This window comes from Sulfurovum sp. NBC37-1 (assembly GCF_000010345.1).
Lineage (GTDB): Bacteria > Campylobacterota > Campylobacteria > Campylobacterales > Sulfurovaceae > Sulfurovum.
The window spans coordinates 1,483,355-1,500,554 of sequence record NC_009663.1; the positions used below are offsets into that span (position 1 = coordinate 1,483,355).

Here is a 17,200-nt window from a genome sequence, read left to right on the forward strand (position 1 = left end):
GTATATTCTTCGGTTTATTTTATTATTGAACCTTCTCTATGACATAAGTACACAAAATCGTTCAAATAGTTTTATCTTCTCTTTCGTCTGCGGTTATTGTTTTTTGTCGTTTTCTTCTCGGAACTATATTCCTGCATCATGGAGTCCACAGTGTTCTGGTCAAATCCGATCTGTGAACCGATATTGTGCTGTTCTTTTTCAACAAAACAGGAGATCAGTTTCTCCAGTAACAGTTCTTTGTCTATATCTCCAAGGTATTCTATCAAGCGTTTTGCTTCCTTGTGAACAGGCATATCACGGATCTGCTCTGCAAGGTATTCGAGGCTTGACTCATCCAGTCCTTCCCCGCCCTGCAGTGTCGCAAGATGCATATCGGCACCCACTTCTTTCTGAATGCGCTGCAGCTCCCTGAACTCTTCCGTGGTCACCAACGTGATCGCCTGGCCGCTTTTGCCCGCGCGTCCAGTTCGTCCGATACGGTGGACATAAGACTGCGGATCGAAAGGAATATGGTAATTAAATACATGCGTAACATCTTTGACATCCAGCCCACGCGCCGCCACATCGGTAGCGACCATGATCTTCGTCTCGCCTCTTCTGTAAGCTTTAATGACCACTTCCCTGTCCTGCTGTTCAAGGTCTCCATGCAGCCCAGACGCGTTGAATCCCTGAGCCTGAAGATACTCGGTCAATCTGTCGACCTCTCTTTTCATACGGCAGAAGATGATGCATTTGTTCGTATCTTCCGTCTCCAGGAGCTTGACGATCGCTTCATCCCTCTGGTTCTCGTTGATCACGTAGTAGCGCTGTTCGATGATATTGTTCGTTGTCTCTTCATCTCCCACAACTGAAATAAATTCAGGCTGATAAAGAATATGATTTGCCAACTCTTTAATGGGTTCCGGCATCGTCGCTGAAAAAAGTAGTGTCTGTCTGTTCTGTGGAATATATTCGAAGATCTCTTTGATCTCGTCAAGGAAGCCCATATCGAGCATCTCGTCCGCTTCATCGAGCACGACGATCTCAGGGTTGAGCACATCGATCTTCCCCTTTCGGTAAAGGTCTTTGAGTCTGCCCGGCGTGGCTACGACAATCTGAACCCCTTTGTGGATCAGCGCGATCTGACGACCATATCCCACTCCACCATACACGGTCAGTGTTCTGATGCCTGCAAAACGTCCCAGATGATAGAGTTCATCCGCCACCTGCGTCGCCAGTTCTCTGGTCGGCGTAATGACCAGAGCACGCTCGATCTCACCTTTGGCGAGTTTATCCATCATCGGCAAACCGAAGGCAGCTGTTTTACCTGTACCCGTATGTGCCTGCCCTACCAGGTCCTTCCCTCCCTCAATGATCGGTATCGCCATCTTCTGAATAGGACTTGGCTCCCTAAATCCTGCTATTTTCACCCCTTTTGCCAGATCACGGTGAAAATTAAATTGATTGAAATTCATTTTTTTCCTTCATTATGGCCTGTCGGCCATCAGCAGATACAGTGCCTGCTTTACATAAAATTTGTCCAAAATATTTTTTTGAACTTAATGGAGGCTCCCAGGGAGAGGCTCTATAAATCCAATTTTGTTTTGGCAGAAGATAAATTTACCCTTCAGAATACGCGTAGGGTGGGTTCACCCACCATTCTCCTATAAGATCATCAGCAGAAAGATCCCGAAAATGATCCGATAGATACCGAATGCCACGAAGGTGAAACGCTGGAGGAAAACCAGAAAGAGTTTGATCGTCGCATACGCCACTATGAATGCAACAATAAAGCCTATGAGGAAGGCTCCCCAGTTCGCATCTGCAAAGTCCTGATAGTGTTTGAGCAGGTCATACCCGCTGACCACTGCCATAACAGGGATGGCAAGGAGAAAGGAGAACTCGGCAGAAGTTTTCCTGTCAAGTCCCGCCAGTAAACCACCGATGATCGTCGCCCCCGCGCGGCTCGTACCGGGGATAAGAGAAAAGATCTGCGCAAAACCGACCCACCATGCCTGTGTCCAGCTCACCTTCTCGACATCTTTGACATGCCATGCCTGCTCTTTGTAATAATATTCAACGATGAGGAAAATAATACCCCCGATAATAAACATCCAGGCCACAACCTGTACATTAAAGAGTGCTTTAACCTGGTCTTTGAAGATAAAACCGACAATGGCAAGGGGAAGAAAAGCGAACAGGAGTTTCATCCACAGATCGATCTTCTTGAAAGTGATCTTCTCTCTGTAGATAAGCATCACCGCCAAAATGGCTGCAAACTGAATGATGACTTCATACGCTTTGGTCAGATCTGTCTCCGCAACACCAAGAAATTTCGATGCTACGATCATATGCCCTGTTGAGGAGATGGGCAGGAACTCCGTAAAACCTTCGATAATCCCGATGATTATCGCCTGAATAATATCCAAATCAATTCCTTAAATCATGGAGCTGAAATAACTTCCGTCTTTTTCCAGCAACTCATGTGGTGTACCGCGATCTGCGACATGACCATCTTCAAGCACATAGATATACTCTGCACTTTTGATCGTACTGAGTCTGTGTGCGATCGTGATGACCGTCTTGTTTTTCAAAAAATCCTGCAGTGCTTCAAAGAGTCTTGCCTCAGTGTGCACATCAAGTGCCGACGTGGATTCGTCGAAAATGACCACACGCGGGTCACTCAGGATCATCCTTGCTATGGCTACCCGCTGGCGTTGTCCGCCACTCAGCTTGATACCGTCTTTACCGACAAGCGTATCCAGCCCTGAATCCAAATTCTCTATGACATCACAAAGTTGTGCGATCTGCAATGCCTTTTGCACCGCTTCATCACTGTAGATCTTGCCAAGAGTCAGATTAAACAACATTGTATCATTAAAGAGTTTAGGATGTTGCAATATAAGGTGAATATTTTCACGGATAGTGGAAAGTTTCAATTCCCGGTTCGAGACACCCCCGTAAAAGATCTCTCCTTCATCCAGAGGATAGAATCCGACAATTATATTGGAAAGTGTCGTCTTTCCACTCCCGCTGGCACCGATGATGGCCACCTTTGAGCCAGACTTGATATGGAGATTAATATTTTCTAATATAGGTTTGTCTTTAATGCAGGCGAAGGAGAGGTTCCTGACCTCTATACCGATGGTCTCAACACCTATAAAGGGGTTTACCTTCTCCTCTATCAGTGGTTCCTGTTCCATCTCGAACACGGTATTGATACGTTTGCAGGCAGCTTTTGCCGTAGCCAGGACATACTGGAAATTAATAATATCCTGAATAGGCGAGACCATGACCCAGAGGTAGGAAAATATCGCCAGCATCAGCCCTACACTCAAATCGCTGTAGGCCACCGCCAGAATGCTCACTCCCCTGAAAATCTCATAGCCAGAAAGAAAGACCAGATAGGAGAATTTTACCGCAGCATCGCTTTTGTAGCCGTAATTGACAGAGTGTTCCTTCAGCTCTCTGGCTTTGGCCTCACTCTGTCCGAAGAAGTACTCCTCTTTGTTCGCCGCACGTATCTGATGAAAAAGTTCCAGCGTCTCTGTCAGGGCAGACTGAAAAAGTTCGATCGCCCTGTTCTCCTCTTTTTTCAGTTTTCCGATATTCCGGGAGAGTTTCACGGTAAAGAGTACTACAATAGGATTGGTCACCAGGATGAAAAGTGCCAGCTGCCAGTGGATCCAGAGCAACACAATGGCTGAGAAGAAGAGGATCAGCACGGCAATGATCATTTTGGAGATCGTACTGCTCACAAAACCGTCTATGGTCTCTACATCCGTAACGAGCTTTGAGGTCACTGCCCCCACACGGATCATCTCGTATTCTTTGAGTGAAACACGTTTGAGATGATGCAGCATAGCCTCTCGGAGTCTGTAGGTAATATTTTTTGATATGGAAACGAATATCTTTGTCTGGAGTATCGACAGGAGCGTACTCAGAACACGCAGGAAGAGGATAAGCACCAGAATGAAAAGTACATAACCTTTGGTATCTGACGTAAAGATGTGCGTCGAGATGAAAGTGATAAATCCATGGTCTTTATGTAAAAGCAGTTCATCTACGATAATAGGAATAAAAAGAGGGATGACCACGACCAGCAGCGTGGCGAAGGTCGCGATAATATTTCCAAATATTAGTTCTCTTCTGTGCGCTAAAAGGTTATTGACAATGCCTTTGATACTGCACTTTTTTTTGTAGTTCACACCCTGCCTTCATTTTATTTTGTGCATTATAACACACTTCCCTACAATGGTATGGAAACTCTTTTCTACATCTATTACTTCAATTAAGCCCATAAAAAAGGTGCTGGTTGAGGTCTTAAAACTTAAAAACTAGTAAACTATCCAACTACAAGCAATGAATATCTCGTTATTCTAAATTTATTATCGAAATGAAATCCTAGATAAATTACTCCTAACAGACTCTAACTGATACATACATTGAGGAAATTTTTCATAAGCTTGTACACAATAATGATATTTTTTTAATTTTTTTTCAAAAACATCTTGACAAGAGAAACATTTGGTGCTATAATGCCGTCCACATAAGCAATAAAGCTTATTTAATTGGGGTATCGCCAAGCGGTAAGGCACCAGTTTTTGGTACTGGCATTCGGGGGTTCGAATCCCTCTACCCCATCCATAAGAAGATTTAAGTTTGAATATATTTATTCAAGCTATAATCTCACTCTCATAACTGTCGCGGGATAGAGCAGTTTGGTAGCTCGTCGGGCTCATAACCCGAAGGTCGTTGGTTCAAATCCTTCTCCCGCAACCAATTCAAACCCCCTAAATACCATTGTTTGAGACGATTGCAAGAAACTTAAACTTTTCTGATGTCACCACGAGTGTCACCACGCATGTCACCATCAAAAAATGGATTAAATGAACTCCTTATTTTCAAATGTTCACCTTTGATAAATCGTGCATAATTTTCAAGTATCATTTTAGAGTTGGTATGCCCTACTATCTGTGCAATTTCCAATACACTCAATTCACCTGATTTTAACATCGCTGTAATGAACGTATGTCTGGTATTGTAGATTTTCCTATATGGTATCTCCAGATCAGACAAAAGTTTTGCCCACACTCCGTAAGGTTTTTTACCCCGAATTGTATCCACACTGTAAAGATGCCTTCCTTCATTGGAAAAAAGGTAGACACTCTTTAGCTTCCTTGCAGTTTGTACCTGTTCATTCAAATAAGGTCTAAGCACATCAAAAAGCGGTACTTCACGTATGCTTTTAACCGTTTTGGGTGTGGAAATCACTCCTCTGGATATGCTGCGCTTGACAGTGATCCTTTTATCGTAAATATCCGAAAGCTGCAATCCAAGAATTTCTCCTGATCTCATACCCGTATAAAACCCGATTGCCAGAAAGTTCTTCAATGGTCTGGGTGCATGTTCCAAGATGGTTTGCACTTCTTGTGAGGTAAAAGGTATGACCTCTTCACTCTCTTTACCGTTTTTGACAACTTTTATATGGACAAATGGATTTTTGGAAAGTATCTCTTCTTCCAGGGCGACCTGGAAGATACCCTTGCAATCGACCACATAACTTTTCAGTGTTTTGGTTGCAACATCAAAGCTGCTAAGCCAGGCTCTAAGTTCTGATACCTTGATCTCTCTTATGTCACGTTTGTTAAAGAACTCGACTATCTTCTCTACCCTGCGGTGAATCTCCCAATAGGTTTTGAGATTTTCTTTTTTCAGCAGATATAGCCGCGCATATTTCTCGATAGGCTCTTTTTCTTCTTTTTGAGCTTTTTGTGCCAGATGTTCTTCAAGTGCAGGAAGCAGTTCTCTAATGATCGTCTTCCTGTTCTTTGGTGTATCTTTCAGCCCTGTGCTCTTTTGTTTCCAGCCTTCATCGGTTTTGTATTTGACCTGCAAAATTCCTTTGCGTGAATAGATGCTTGCCATTGTATTGACTCCTTTGAGTCACCACAAACCATACTTATTTTAGCTTACCACTCCTTGAGTAATTCTTTCATATGCTTTGCAGTTGTACTCTCTACATCCTGAAGCAGCCATTTTTCAAGTGCTTCAAGGTTAAATAATGTATGACCGATATGAGGGTTTTTCACATAGTGTATGCCCTCTTCCAACAGATCATCATGAATCAGTTGCCTGATCTTCTGTTCTGACAATGAGATGTAGTTAGTCACTTGACCTATTTTGACCCATTTCATTCTTCTTCTCGTTATAATATTTTTCTATCAATGCCATAGTAACCGGCAGCGAATAGATATAGGCACGCTTTATCAGTGCTTTAAACTCTTCTTCAAATGCTTCGAGTTCATAGCTGTATTGCTTACGTTTGAGTTTTTCAAGCAGTGTACCGTTCTGTATGAAATTCTCTATCGTATAGTCACCTCGTATCTTTTCCCAGATGGGGTGCGTAGCCGCTCTGTATCGATTTGTCATTGTAACGGTATCATTGTCTATCAGCCTAATGGCATTGATGCACTCATCAAAAAGTTTGACCGCATTTTCCAACAGATCATCTACACTATCTATCTTGTAGGTTCTCAAAAACTGTCTGTGCAGTTCAAACTCCACGTTGAAGATCGGTTTGTCGTACCGGAAACCTTTGTCCTGAAAGTAAAATTTCATCAACTTCTCTTTGTAGCTGTTCTTCAACTCATCCTTTTTATTGTATATCCGCAGCAAAAAAGGCTTTTTGCCCACATATATGGTCTGCATGATGTTGGAGTGAAGCTTTTTGCGTATATCCATATCTCTTTTTCGTGTGGCAAACATCGTTTCATCGATGAATGAGAGGTCAAGCTGCACAAAACTGTTCAAGTCTGCCCTGGTGATCGGTTTGTATCCGGTGATGTATTCTTCAAACATAGCGTCAATGTGAGGAATCAGTTCTTTAATCCCTACTGCATAGATACCGTTGGCTAAAAGCTGTACACGTATATTATGCAGTCCGGTATTTGTTTCCGGGTCTTTAAATCCTATTTTAAACAAACTGTTTTGATCTACAAACCAAAGATATCCTTCTGCTTTGCCTAGATGCTTAAACGGGTTTTTGGCTATCTCTATAGTCAACTCTGTGGTATCCGCATCCACACCTCTGATCTGCATGATCTCTTTTTCCTCATTAAGGGTATGTTCTATCTTCTCAAATAGATTTGGATACTCTGTATTTGTTTCACAAAAATAGTACAGAGTGTCTATACCCGGTATGGTTTTCAAGTCTGTAATATTATTTAATATCTTTCTTTTCATTTTATTATCCTTTGTAAACGTATGTGTTTTAGATAGGGGTGTTACTAATACCCCTAAAGTAAGTCAGTGCGTTCGCGTGGTGCTCTGCGTGCGGGCGTGAAGCCGTCCTCCGCATCCGCGCCACGCTCCTTTCACTGACGCCTCGATGAAATGTGTCTAATCTTCAAGATGCTTGGCTCGTTGTCAGACCTCCGCCTTGCTACGGCCACTAGATTCCATAAAAGACTGCTTTGCCCACCAGGGCTACTTCGACCTCAACTTCTTTACCGATCTTCTGACGATAGAGTTCAAGTTTTTCAATGGGAATGGAAAGATCATAGAGTTCATTCCTCAGCTCTCCGTTTCTCATGTGTGTTTTTACAAGTAGTTGCAGTTTCGTTTTTCCGGGAACGACAGTTCCATCCTCTTTTGTAAAATCACTATTAGTGAAAATATTTAGTAATGTACCTTTTAGGGTTAACATTCTGAATCCTTTAAATATAATTTTTAGCCTCAACGCTGAGTTATATTGTCGACAGTGTTATGCTAACTAATTGAGGAGTTTTAAATCTATGAATTTTGAGTGAGATAGGACATTCGTGAAAGTTGAATCTTAATTGAAGCGGTTACAAACTTTAATTATCTCCTTTAAATATAGCTCTGTATCTTCAATTTCTTCTTTAGAGCGAATGATCTTATTTCTTTTATCAGAAAAGTCTAAAAGACGTAAACCATCGAATATTGCACACTCTCTAATAGGTTTCTTTGCAGTATATTCACTCACTACTTTTTTACCTTTCATATGTGGGAATAATATATCAGAATAATGTTTCGCTACTTCAAGTGCTTTTCTTGTAGATATTTTATTTTTAGATAGTTTTCTATATATACTAATACAATGTGCATACCAACTTATATAAATGTCAGAAGGTTCAATTGTACGGTCACTATCAACATATGGTTTGAGTTTAGCAATTGCATCTACAATTTCATTATCTGAATCAAGTTTTTTAATTTCAGAAAAGTAATGTATTGAACGAGCTATCATATGATGTTCTCGACCATAATATCCAAGAAGCTCAAACTGTATCTCTTCCTTTTTACTTTCTTTATTTGGATTTGCAATTGCAAGTTTTAATGAGGGTTTTAGAAAGTTGATTTTATCTTTAGGTGCTTTAAGTGTATTTGTCGATGTTGTATAATTCATTTCATCTGGTTTGTTTTTATATAATGCATTTAAAGTAGCTAAAGCATTATGATATTTATCACGCCAATATAAAAGTTGAGTAGCTGAAGCTAAGTATTTTTTATCTGCTATAATTATCACTTGATCATATTTTAAAAGATCATATATTACATCGATTAATACAATTTCATCTTCATTGATTGTTTTTTTATTACAAGTATTATTGTAGGCTTCTATCGCTTCATTTTCATCTATAAAGTCACGAATTATAATACCTAGTTTCTTGTATTCTACAAAAGGTTTTAATCTCTCTTTAAGGTATGGCTCAAGAAAAGTTATGGAAACTTGAGGAACAACTGTTTGTAGACCTTTTTGTATTGCAACCAATATAATAGTATACCAATTATCTTTTTGATATGTTTTATCCATTGTTTTGTAAAATGAGGTAATCAGCTTTTCATTAATACCTGTTAATTCATACATGGATAAATTGTATCAAATTGTAGGGGATAACAAACCTTATAAAATATAATTTTATAAGGTTTTGAAACAGGACATTTTGTCCTTTATTGCCAGAAATCAACAAATAACAGAACACTTTGTCCAAATAACGGCTATTTACAACCTAAAAGGACATTAGAAATTATTATAACACTATAAAACATTGGGGAAATATACAAACTTAACCTCTTTTTACCAATATCAAAACATATTTGATATACTCTTCATACTGAAATTCGTAATAGAAGGACATTTTGTTCCTTTAATAAAAAGTTAGCATAACAACAACTATAATGATATAATACATAAAAAAAGAAGGATATTTAATGAAAAAAGTAAAGTTTATAACTATCAATCCTGATGGAAAATATAATAGTTTTAGTTCAAATATTAGTGACAATGGTATAGATATTGATGAATCTGAGTTTGCAGAAAAAATAGATGAAGGAATTGAAGAAAAAATAGATATATCTGACTATACTCAAATTGAACTACAAGATGGAGATAGATACGCAAAAGTATATGTTAAAGATATAAAAGAAGAAGATGCATTATTTCCTATCCTAGAAGAAAATATTGCTACTGTTGGTTCTTATTTAGATAATGTAACTTATAGCGAATTATCAGAAGAAGACGAACAAGATTATGATGATTATATTGAAAATATCACAAAAGATGGTTAAAAATGCTAACAAAACATAGTAGCCAATAAGTAGCCTAGCGGCGACTTGTCAGCTATATTTGACCGTTAAATGTACAGTTCGAGTGTTATCATGAAAGTTTTTACGGTATTGACTTTTCAAGAAAATTTTAAACTGACTATGTAAGACCGGTCTCTTTTTTAAAAGAGACACAAAAATTACTAAAAAAAGGGATACAGTGTCTAGAAGATCAAAAGAATTTAATGAATATCTTATTGATTCTAATTCACAACATAATTTTAGCCATAATGACTATATGCAGCATCCAGCAATAGCATTTTTAAAATATACTGTAGAAGCTAAGGATGCAGTTAACTTTTGTATTAATAAATTCCCAAAAAATAATGACAATGAATATTCAAAAGATAGTTTAGATAGTCTTCAGCATATTGTAGTTGCAATGCTTCCAACCCTAATGGGACATTTTGAAACATATCAAAGATATTTATTTGCTTTAATGTTTGATTACAGTATCTACTTAAAAGACTTTGATGTAGAAAATTTTTTTAAAAAAATTAATAAATCTGCTAATTTATCAATTGATTTAATTAGATTATCTTCTTACCGAGGCTCTAACTCAACTTCTATTGGTTTACTTTTATCTGATAGTTTACCTGGTTGGCATAACCCTAGTAAAGTAAACAGTTATTTTAGTGCTTTTGATTTAAACTTTCAGTTATTTAATGCAAATGCAGAAAAACAATTAAGAATTTTATGGCAACTAAGACATTCCATAGTACATACAGGAGGTACAATTACTGTTCCAGATGCACAAAAAGTACCTGAATTAAAATTATATGGCAAAAAACAAGTAGTATTTGAAAAAAATTTTATTTTTGAAGTCGCAAGAAAAATTCATCCTCTTATCAAAGATTCAACAACAGGTATAGGTGAAAAGTTTATTGAAAAACTTATTGATGACATAACTGACGAACAAAAAGAGCAAATAGAAGAAATATTTAAAGTTAGATCAAGTGTTGCTGTTTGGCTTAGATAAACATCTAACAAAAACTTGGAAGAAAAATATGCCTACATAGTCGCCCTTTAGAAATTCTTTGAGAAAATATCTTAAATAATTGTCAAACTAAGCTAAAGAAAAACGGCATATTTTTCAAGATAGTCGTTATTCGCTGTAGCGACGTTTTCGAGCCATAAATCTATGCCCTGCAACAGAAAACCTTATAAAATATTCTCTATAGGCATGTTTTATAAGGTAATGTAGAATTTTTTTATTGAGTAAAATTAAAGTATATTTTGGTGCGGTTTGTGGTGACATTTTGTATTTTATGCCCTAAAACTGGGAATTTTAGACGCTCTCATAACCCGAAGGTCGTTGGTTCAAATCCTTCTCCCGCAACCAATCACCATTTTTTCCAATTCTTAAAAATCATAAGCACATTTCCTCCCCCCCTTAAAATATTAACATTTTTCAAGTAAATACGAATTATTGCTGGTAAAATAATAACTTAAAGGAAAAAATTGAAACAGACACAAAACATAAAAAAAATACTTCTGCCCCTTCTAATGGGCATGGGCACTTTTCTGCACGCTTCTCCTGCGGTAGGTGCAGAAAAAGATGCATTGAGAACACTGCCTTCCAACTACAATATGATCATAGCCTACTATGGCCGTCCGCATGTAAAGACTATGGGTATCCTGGGAGAGTATCCTATTTCTACGATCATACAGAAGGTAAAAGCACGGGCCAAACAGTATGAAAAAGCTTTGGGCAATGGACAGCATGTCACACCGGGTTTTGACCTTATTTATGAAATGGCAACCACTTCTCCGGGGAAGAACGGCAAATATGTCATTACACTGAGTGAGAAAAAGCTGATGGAGTACATTCATGCGGCACAGAAAAACGGACTTGTACTCTTCATCGATGTACAGCTTGGCAAAAAAAGCCCTGCACAGGCAGTCAAACCATTGCTGAAGTACCTGAAATATGACAATGTACATATCGCGGTCGATCCCGAATTCTCGGTCGACAACCTCAGTGTACGTCCAGGCAAGAAAATCGGGTCCATCACCGGAACCCAGATCAATGCCGTTCAGGACCTCATATCTTCATATGTGCAAAAAAACCATCTTGTGGACAAGATCCTGATGGTGCATATGTTCACGGAAAATATGGTAAAAGACAAAAAAGCGATCAGATATACCAAAAAGGTACATCTGGTCATGCACCTTGATGGACATGGGTCTCCGGCATTGAAGATCAAGATATACAACGGTCTCTATACAGAAGCACGTGCGGCAAAAGTTGTAGGAGGATTCAAAGTATTTCTCAAAGCGGACCACCCGGTCATGACACCAAAACAGGTGCTCGGCCTTGAACCAGTCGGGAACAAAAGAGTAAGAGATATGCCTAAACTGATCACGTATCAGTAAGGCTTCTAAATCGGTATGGCGACAAGCCGACCGCATCCATGCAAAGCGTTTTTGAAACCCGCCTACATATTCCGGTCTTTAGTTCTGCACAACCAGCTTTCCCAGCGGCGGGGAGAGAGAGTATTTGGGGCTGATCATTCTTGCAGTGACGTCCGGAAACAAAAATGGCAGGTACACTCCTGCCTCTCTTTCATTGATGACATTGACAAAGTATAAATATCCTATAATTGAAAAAACAAAGTCAAAAGATGATACGAACAGACATTCTGATAATCGGAGGCGGCCCGGCGGGGTCTACACTGGCCAGATACCTTGCTGAAGCCGGAAAAGAAACCATATTGGTACAGCGAAATTTTAATTTCAGGAAACCCTGCGGTGGAGGGATTCGTCTGGATGCTTTTGATGAATTTGATATCGATAGAGAACTGATCAGAAAAGAGGTAAACAGTATTGCCTTGGTCTTCGGAACAAAGCGTGTGGAGGTAGACATTTCTCAGATGCCCTTAGGCATTGTGGACCGTGTTGAGTTCGATACCTATTTGCGCAATAGAGCTGAAGATACCGGAGCGACACTTCTGGAAGCCTCTTTTGTGGATGTTGAAGTATGTGATGGGTACATTATAGTGACCATAGAGCAGGATGGTGTCTACAAAAAGATACATGCAGGCTATCTTGTAGGTGCCGATGGCGTCAACTCGAAAGTCAGAAAATGCATCAACGGGGACAGGGTCCCTTCCGCGATGACACGCTATGCGGACTTGGCCCACACTGCATATAAAACGTGTGAATTTCATTTTGGTTCCAAAGTTGCAGGAAGTTATTATGCCTGGGCTTTCCCGCATACCAATGGATCAAATATAGGAACCCTGGCAGGTGATGACGAAACACATATTCAACACTTCATGAAGCAATTGGATGTAAAAGAAAAGGTCAAACTCCTTGGTTACAGGATCCCGCAATTTGAGAATCCGGTCTTTTATAAAGACCGTGTCTTTTTTGTGGGAGACAGCGCTTCACAGGTATTGCCGTTCACCTACGAAGGGATCTACTATGCGATGGCTTCTGCGCACCTGCTCTCAGCAGTACTCACCGAACAGGCAGACCCTTCCGAATATGAGAAGAGATGGAACGACACATACCTTCAAAAATTCACCACCCTTCAGAGACTGCAGAAGCTGTTTTTAAAAAACGATCTGACCATTGCAATGATGATGCATCTATACCGGAACAAAGCAGTGCAGCAGAGAATGGTGGATTTCTGGTTGGGACACAGAGAGGTCAAACTCAATAGGACATTTTTCTACAAAGTCATGAAAAAGCTTCTAACGATATGATAAACCCTGCTACCCTTTTCGAACCACCCTGTCCTTCCCCAGTGCGTACACATCAAAATCATTGGCGATGAACAACCTGCCCTTATAATACTCTCTGATCTCATCATAGACCACTTCAACACCCAGTTTGCTGTTTTTGCTGTAACGCGGGTTTATGTGAGTGGCTATGAGATTTTTGACATGTTTTTCCTCTGCTGCTTCCCCGAGATCTTTTGCAGTGGTATGCAGTACTTTCTCAGGCAGATGGTCATAGACTTCCTGAGTATAGGTACACTCATGCACAAGCAGGTCAAGATCATTCAGGTAATTTCCCAGCACAGCAGGCTGGCTGTTGTCGCCTGCGATGATCAGTGATCTTCCCAGTACCGGTTCAAGCATAAATGCTTTGGATTTTAGCTTCTTCCCATGAAACACGATGCTTCGTCCCCTTTTCAGTTCACCGTAAAGCGGAGATGGTTCCAGACCTTCCGCCCTTAACTTCTCTTCATTGAGTTTGTTGCTTGTATCGTTCTCTTTGATGTAAAAAGCAACACTCTCCACAGAATGCACAAGCGGCAGGACTTTCAATGTAAACCTGTCGAATACGAAGGTCTCACCCACTTCATATTCGATGATCTTCAGATGATAGCCGAGATGTTCAAATGAAATATCGGCAAAGGCACACCCTATGAACTTTTTTATCCCTTTGGGGCCATAGATGGTCAAAGGGTTGAAGGCTTTGTCGAGTTTTTTGCTGGAAAGCAGACCCAACAGACCATAGTAGTGGTCTCCGTGAAGATGGGTGATAAAAATGGTGTCGAGTCTGCCAACTCTCAGGCTGCTTCGCATGATCTGGTGCTGCGTCGCCTCGCCGCAGTCAAAGAGATACCACTTGTTGTCCTGTTCGAATTCCAAGCCAAGCGCGGAAACATTCCTCTCTGTGGTAGGTTTGCCGGCACTGGTTCCCAGAAAGGTCAGTTTCATCTCCGCTCCTTTAGAAGATGCCAGAGGGAATGTACGTTGATCTCAGGCTTCGGGAGAAGGAAGGTAATGGCGATATTCTCTATCGCTTCGAGTATGACAAAACAGATCGAGAGATGAAAGAGTCTGTTGTCATGGAAACCGAACAAAAGCACGATACCAATGCTTATCAGTACTGCCGAGATCTTCGCGCTCCAGGTGTGGTAACTGGCTATCCTCCCGAATTTTGAAAATGAGAAAAAAGCGGGCAGCAGATAGACGCCGACCACTGTAATGATATAGGGGAGTTCCTCTTTAATGATATCCGGCCAAAGCCACCAGGCAGCCAGCGGAGTGGTGAGATAAACTGTCATATCCCCATAGCTGTCAAGTTTTGCACCGAGTTCGCTTGTCTGATCCGTTTTTCGAGCTACATATCCGTCAACAGCATCTGAAAGTAACATCAGTCCAAAAAGTATGAAAAAACCTGCCGGCAGTCCAAACCATCCTGTCAGCAACAGGAACGGTGCTGCCGCAATACGAAAAAGACTCAGGATGTTCGGGATATTCATAGGCATAACATTACCTGAAGAATTTTCCGAAAAAGTAAAAAAGAAGTGACAGGATCACACTGAGGATGATCGAAGTAGTGATAGGGAAATAAAATGAGAAGTTCTCTTTTTTATACACGATATCTCCGGGCAGTTTCCCCAAAGAGAAAGGAAGTTTGTCACTGAAGGTAAGCAGGATACCTACAAGTACGATCACAACACCTATAAAAATAATACTTTTCCAAATATCTGCCATTTTAGTCTGTACCTTTACTGTACTTTTTAAAATCTTCAATGATCTTGGCATGATCGAACACAAGCTCTTCCATCGGTATCTCATCGAGAGGATAGACGAAACATTTTTTTGCGTCATCGGCTGCTTTGGGTTCTCCGTGTGCTTTGCAGATATAGACCGCCGACACCGTATGGAACCTCGGATCTCTTTTGGGATCAGAGTAGACACCAAGCAGTCTGATGATCTGTACATCCAGTGATATCTCTTCTTTCATCTCCCGGACAACGGCACTCTCACAACTCTCACCTACATTGACAAAACCTCCCGGCAAAGCCAGGCCAAGCGGAGGGTTCTTGCGTTCTATCAGGACGATGCCTCTAAACATTTCAGAATTGTCATAGATCATCACAATACCGTCAACCGCAACGAACGGTGTTTTGATGCTCAATCCTGATCCTCTGCTCCCACTACATATCTTGCAATAGGATTGGCTTCTAGTCTTTCAACCGGTATGGATTTACCTGTCTTTTCACATATGCCATAGGTGCCGTTCTTTATCTTTGTAAGTGCATGCTGTGTCTCTTTGAGTTCATCCTCCTGTCGCTTCAAAAGGGTATTGTCCTTAGAACTAATATTTTTCAGAGATGCAAGATCTTCCACATCATTTATCCCATCATCACTGCCTACAATATCCAGCTCTGATTTCAGTTGTGCTATGTTCTCTTCAAGCTGCGCCTCTCTCTCTTTTAATATGTTTTCAAATCTATCAAGGTCAAGATCATTTCTTTTTTGCATAATTTACTCCTTATTTTTTTATATTATATCACTTCTCAACCATTTTATCTCTCACATACCTGAACCAATCCAGCCCATCCAGTTTTTCCCAGGGATACTCCGGGTATCCTATCTGCCCTTTAGCAGCGATCTCAGCATAGAGGAAATGCTCCTTTGATGGCTTGTCCAGCCCGAATTTGTGCATGATCCACTTGGGACTTAGTACAAACTTATCCGCGATCATTTGGGAAAGTACTTCATCTTTCATATCTGTCAGAGCGGTATGCTGTGTATCGACGGTAACAGAAATGGGTCTGGGTTCTGCGATCACATAGGAGAGCTGTACCAGAGCCTTTTTGGCGAGCCCTGCCGCCACGATATGTTTTGCCAGCCATCTGGCGGCATAGAGAGCCGACCGGTCAACCTTGCTGTAGTCTTTGGAACTTTGGGCCCCTCCCCCAATGGGAGCATACCCGCCATAGGTATCACATACTACTTTTCTGCCCGTAAGACCCGAATCTGCGATGGGAGAATGGGTGACGTATCTGCCAGTGTTATTGATGTAGAATACCGTTTTATCTGCATCGAAATGCCCTGCTTCGAACTGTACCTCTTCTTTGATGATCTTCTTGACCCTCACCTCTACTTCATCCGGCTCTACTGAACTGATGCAGGGGATCGCCACGATGATCTTTGCAATATGTTCAGGCCTGCAACTGTCAAAATTCTCTTTGCTGCCATAATCCATCACCACTTCCGTTTTGATATCCACACCGAAAGTATCAGGATGTTCAAGGGCATAGGCATAGAGAGCATCTCTGATCTCCCGAGCGTAGGCAAAAGCCGAGGGCATGTAGTCATCACGCTCGCAGGTCGCATAGCCGAACATCATTCCCTGATCTCCGGCACCTATCTCATTACCCTCTTTGACCACCCCCATGGTAATGTCGGGAGACTGCTTGCTGACATAGACTTCTATCTCGGCCTCATCAGGAAAGAATGTCTCCCCTCTTTTGAATCCGCCTTCAGGATATCCTATCTTTTCCAGTGCTTTTTGGGCACACTCTTCATAAAAAACATTATCTACGGCAGTGCTTGTTTTTACCTCTCCGCCAATGATAATATGTTTTCCGCTGATGAACACTTCAGTAGCTACTTTGGCATTGGGATCACGCTGCAACAAACTGTCTACGATCGTATCGGCAATTAGATCGGCACACTTGTCAGGATGTCCTGCCGAAACAGATTCTGAAGTAAAAAGATACATAATTAAATCCTTACTTTTAATCTCACAATAATCATAGCATAATTTGTAGCCCTATTGCCGCTATTCAAAAAAAGAGTATAATAAAAAAAGGTGAAATTACACAAAGGAGAATAAA

18 protein-coding genes and 2 tRNA genes are annotated in these 17,200 nt (G+C 40.7%); 6 read left to right on the forward strand and 14 right to left on the reverse strand.

Going from position 1 to position 17,200, the window contains the following annotated elements:
• Positions 1-71: 71 nt before the first annotated feature.
• From SUN_RS07425 to SUN_RS07435, 3 genes are all read right to left on the reverse strand, one after another.
• A complete protein-coding gene (locus tag SUN_RS07425) occupies positions 72-1,454 on the reverse strand; it encodes a DEAD/DEAH box helicase (protein WP_011981119.1) in 1,383 nt (460 codons plus the stop codon).
• A gap of 189 nt (positions 1,455-1,643) precedes the next feature.
• The gene (locus SUN_RS07430) at positions 1,644-2,408 is read right to left on the reverse strand and encodes an undecaprenyl-diphosphate phosphatase (protein WP_011981120.1); all 765 of its coding nucleotides are present in this window, start codon (positions 2,406-2,408) and stop codon (positions 1,644-1,646) included.
• Positions 2,409-2,417: 9 nt separating this feature from the next.
• Positions 2,418-4,187, reverse strand: a complete 1,770-nt coding sequence (locus SUN_RS07435; RefSeq protein ID WP_011981121.1) for an ABC transporter ATP-binding protein — start codon at positions 4,185-4,187, stop codon at positions 2,418-2,420.
• Positions 4,188-4,551: 364 nt separating this feature from the next.
• Between SUN_RS07435 and SUN_RS07440 the strand changes: the two genes are divergently transcribed.
• Both SUN_RS07440 and SUN_RS07445 read left to right on the forward strand, forming a co-directional pair.
• Positions 4,552-4,626 (forward strand) — tRNA-Gln (locus SUN_RS07440).
• 58 nt (positions 4,627-4,684) lie between these two features.
• Positions 4,685-4,761 (forward strand) — tRNA-Met (locus SUN_RS07445).
• A 45-nt stretch (positions 4,762-4,806) separates the two neighbouring features.
• Here SUN_RS07445 and SUN_RS07450 read toward each other — a convergent pair.
• The 5 genes from SUN_RS07450 to SUN_RS07470 all read right to left on the reverse strand — a co-directional run bounded on the left by SUN_RS07450 (position 4,807) and on the right by SUN_RS07470 (position 8,872).
• Positions 4,807-5,907, reverse strand: coding sequence for a tyrosine-type recombinase/integrase (locus SUN_RS07450; RefSeq protein WP_011981122.1), 1,101 nt, complete (start codon positions 5,905-5,907; stop codon positions 4,807-4,809).
• Positions 5,908-5,951: 44 nt separating this feature from the next.
• Positions 5,952-6,176, reverse strand: a complete 225-nt coding sequence (locus tag SUN_RS07455) for a hypothetical protein (protein ID WP_011981123.1) — start codon at positions 6,174-6,176, stop codon at positions 5,952-5,954.
• Positions 6,145-7,224, reverse strand: a complete 1,080-nt coding sequence (locus SUN_RS07460) for a hypothetical protein (protein WP_011981124.1) — start codon at positions 7,222-7,224, stop codon at positions 6,145-6,147. Before SUN_RS07460 ends, SUN_RS07455 begins: the two co-directional genes overlap by 32 nt.
• Positions 7,225-7,432: 208 nt before the next feature.
• Positions 7,433-7,687 carry a hypothetical protein gene (locus tag SUN_RS07465; RefSeq protein WP_011981125.1) on the reverse strand — a complete coding sequence of 85 codons (255 nt, stop codon included), beginning with the start codon at positions 7,685-7,687 and terminating at the stop codon, positions 7,433-7,435.
• Positions 7,688-7,816: 129 nt separating this feature from the next.
• Positions 7,817-8,872 (reverse strand): hypothetical protein, encoded by a 1,056-nt coding sequence (locus SUN_RS07470; RefSeq protein ID WP_011981126.1) that lies wholly within the window; start codon positions 8,870-8,872, stop codon positions 7,817-7,819.
• Positions 8,873-9,216: 344 nt separating this feature from the next.
• Between SUN_RS07470 and SUN_RS07475 the strand changes: the two genes are divergently transcribed.
• From SUN_RS07475 to SUN_RS07490, 4 genes are all read left to right on the forward strand, one after another.
• Positions 9,217-9,573, forward strand: coding sequence for a hypothetical protein (locus SUN_RS07475; protein ID WP_011981127.1), 357 nt, complete (start codon positions 9,217-9,219; stop codon positions 9,571-9,573).
• Between the two features lie 196 nt (positions 9,574-9,769).
• A complete protein-coding gene (locus SUN_RS07480; protein WP_011981128.1) occupies positions 9,770-10,588 on the forward strand; it encodes a hypothetical protein in 819 nt (272 codons plus the stop codon).
• Positions 10,589-11,070: 482 nt separating this feature from the next.
• Entirely contained in the window at positions 11,071-11,985 is a 915-nt protein-coding gene (locus SUN_RS07485) for a hypothetical protein (protein ID WP_011981129.1), read from the forward strand.
• Positions 11,986-12,233: 248 nt separating this feature from the next.
• The gene (locus tag SUN_RS07490; protein ID WP_011981130.1) at positions 12,234-13,319 is read left to right on the forward strand and encodes a geranylgeranyl reductase family protein; all 1,086 of its coding nucleotides are present in this window, start codon (positions 12,234-12,236) and stop codon (positions 13,317-13,319) included.
• Between the two features lie 9 nt (positions 13,320-13,328).
• Here the strand turns inward: SUN_RS07490 and SUN_RS07495 are convergent, their stop codons facing one another.
• The 6 genes from SUN_RS07495 to metK are packed head-to-tail and all read right to left on the reverse strand — an operon-like array spanning position 13,329 to position 17,085.
• Positions 13,329-14,282: an MBL fold metallo-hydrolase gene (locus tag SUN_RS07495; RefSeq protein WP_011981131.1), complete on the reverse strand. Its 954-nt coding sequence runs from the start codon at positions 14,280-14,282 to the stop codon at positions 13,329-13,331.
• Complete coding sequence (locus tag SUN_RS07500; RefSeq protein ID WP_011981132.1) at positions 14,279-14,836, reverse strand: CDP-alcohol phosphatidyltransferase family protein; 558 nt, start codon at positions 14,834-14,836, stop codon at positions 14,279-14,281. The genes SUN_RS07495 and SUN_RS07500 overlap by 4 nt, the downstream gene beginning before the upstream one ends.
• A gap of 4 nt (positions 14,837-14,840) precedes the next feature.
• Positions 14,841-15,065, reverse strand: a complete 225-nt coding sequence (locus SUN_RS07505) for a DUF2905 domain-containing protein (protein ID WP_011981133.1) — start codon at positions 15,063-15,065, stop codon at positions 14,841-14,843.
• Position 15,066: 1 nt separating this feature from the next.
• A complete protein-coding gene (locus SUN_RS07510; RefSeq protein ID WP_011981134.1) occupies positions 15,067-15,492 on the reverse strand; it encodes an NUDIX domain-containing protein in 426 nt (141 codons plus the stop codon).
• The gene (locus SUN_RS07515; RefSeq protein WP_011981135.1) at positions 15,489-15,839 is read right to left on the reverse strand and encodes a TraR/DksA family transcriptional regulator; all 351 of its coding nucleotides are present in this window, start codon (positions 15,837-15,839) and stop codon (positions 15,489-15,491) included. Before SUN_RS07515 ends, SUN_RS07510 begins: the two co-directional genes overlap by 4 nt.
• 28 nt (positions 15,840-15,867) lie before the next feature.
• Entirely contained in the window at positions 15,868-17,085 is a 1,218-nt protein-coding gene (gene metK, locus SUN_RS07520) for a methionine adenosyltransferase (RefSeq protein WP_011981136.1), read from the reverse strand.
• Between the last annotated feature and the right edge of the window lie 115 nt (positions 17,086-17,200).

What these genes read in the sequence shown, in the direction of transcription:
- SUN_RS07450 (WP_011981122.1), bottom strand. Translation starts at nt 5,907, where the DNA reads ATGGCAAGCATCTATTCACGCAAAGGAATTTTGCAGGTCAAATACAAA.
- metK (WP_011981136.1), bottom strand. Translation starts at nt 17,085, where the DNA reads ATGTATCTTTTTACTTCAGAATCTGTTTCGGCAGGACATCCTGACAAG.
- SUN_RS07425 (WP_011981119.1), bottom strand. Translation starts at nt 1,454, where the DNA reads ATGAATTTCAATCAATTTAATTTTCACCGTGATCTGGCAAAAGGGGTG.
- SUN_RS07495 (WP_011981131.1), bottom strand. Translation starts at nt 14,282, where the DNA reads ATGAAACTGACCTTTCTGGGAACCAGTGCCGGCAAACCTACCACAGAG.
- SUN_RS07455 (WP_011981123.1), bottom strand. Translation starts at nt 6,176, where the DNA reads ATGAAATGGGTCAAAATAGGTCAAGTGACTAACTACATCTCATTGTCA.
- SUN_RS07465 (WP_011981125.1), bottom strand. Translation starts at nt 7,687, where the DNA reads ATGTTAACCCTAAAAGGTACATTACTAAATATTTTCACTAATAGTGAT.
- SUN_RS07470 (WP_011981126.1), bottom strand. Translation starts at nt 8,872, where the DNA reads ATGTATGAATTAACAGGTATTAATGAAAAGCTGATTACCTCATTTTAC.
- SUN_RS07515 (WP_011981135.1), bottom strand. Translation starts at nt 15,839, where the DNA reads ATGCAAAAAAGAAATGATCTTGACCTTGATAGATTTGAAAACATATTA.
- SUN_RS07460 (WP_011981124.1), bottom strand. Translation starts at nt 7,224, where the DNA reads ATGAAAAGAAAGATATTAAATAATATTACAGACTTGAAAACCATACCG.
- SUN_RS07500 (WP_011981132.1), bottom strand. Translation starts at nt 14,836, where the DNA reads ATGCCTATGAATATCCCGAACATCCTGAGTCTTTTTCGTATTGCGGCA.
- SUN_RS07505 (WP_011981133.1), bottom strand. Translation starts at nt 15,065, where the DNA reads ATGGCAGATATTTGGAAAAGTATTATTTTTATAGGTGTTGTGATCGTA.
- SUN_RS07490 (WP_011981130.1), top strand. Translation starts at nt 12,234, where the DNA reads ATGATACGAACAGACATTCTGATAATCGGAGGCGGCCCGGCGGGGTCT.
- SUN_RS07475 (WP_011981127.1), top strand. Translation starts at nt 9,217, where the DNA reads ATGAAAAAAGTAAAGTTTATAACTATCAATCCTGATGGAAAATATAAT.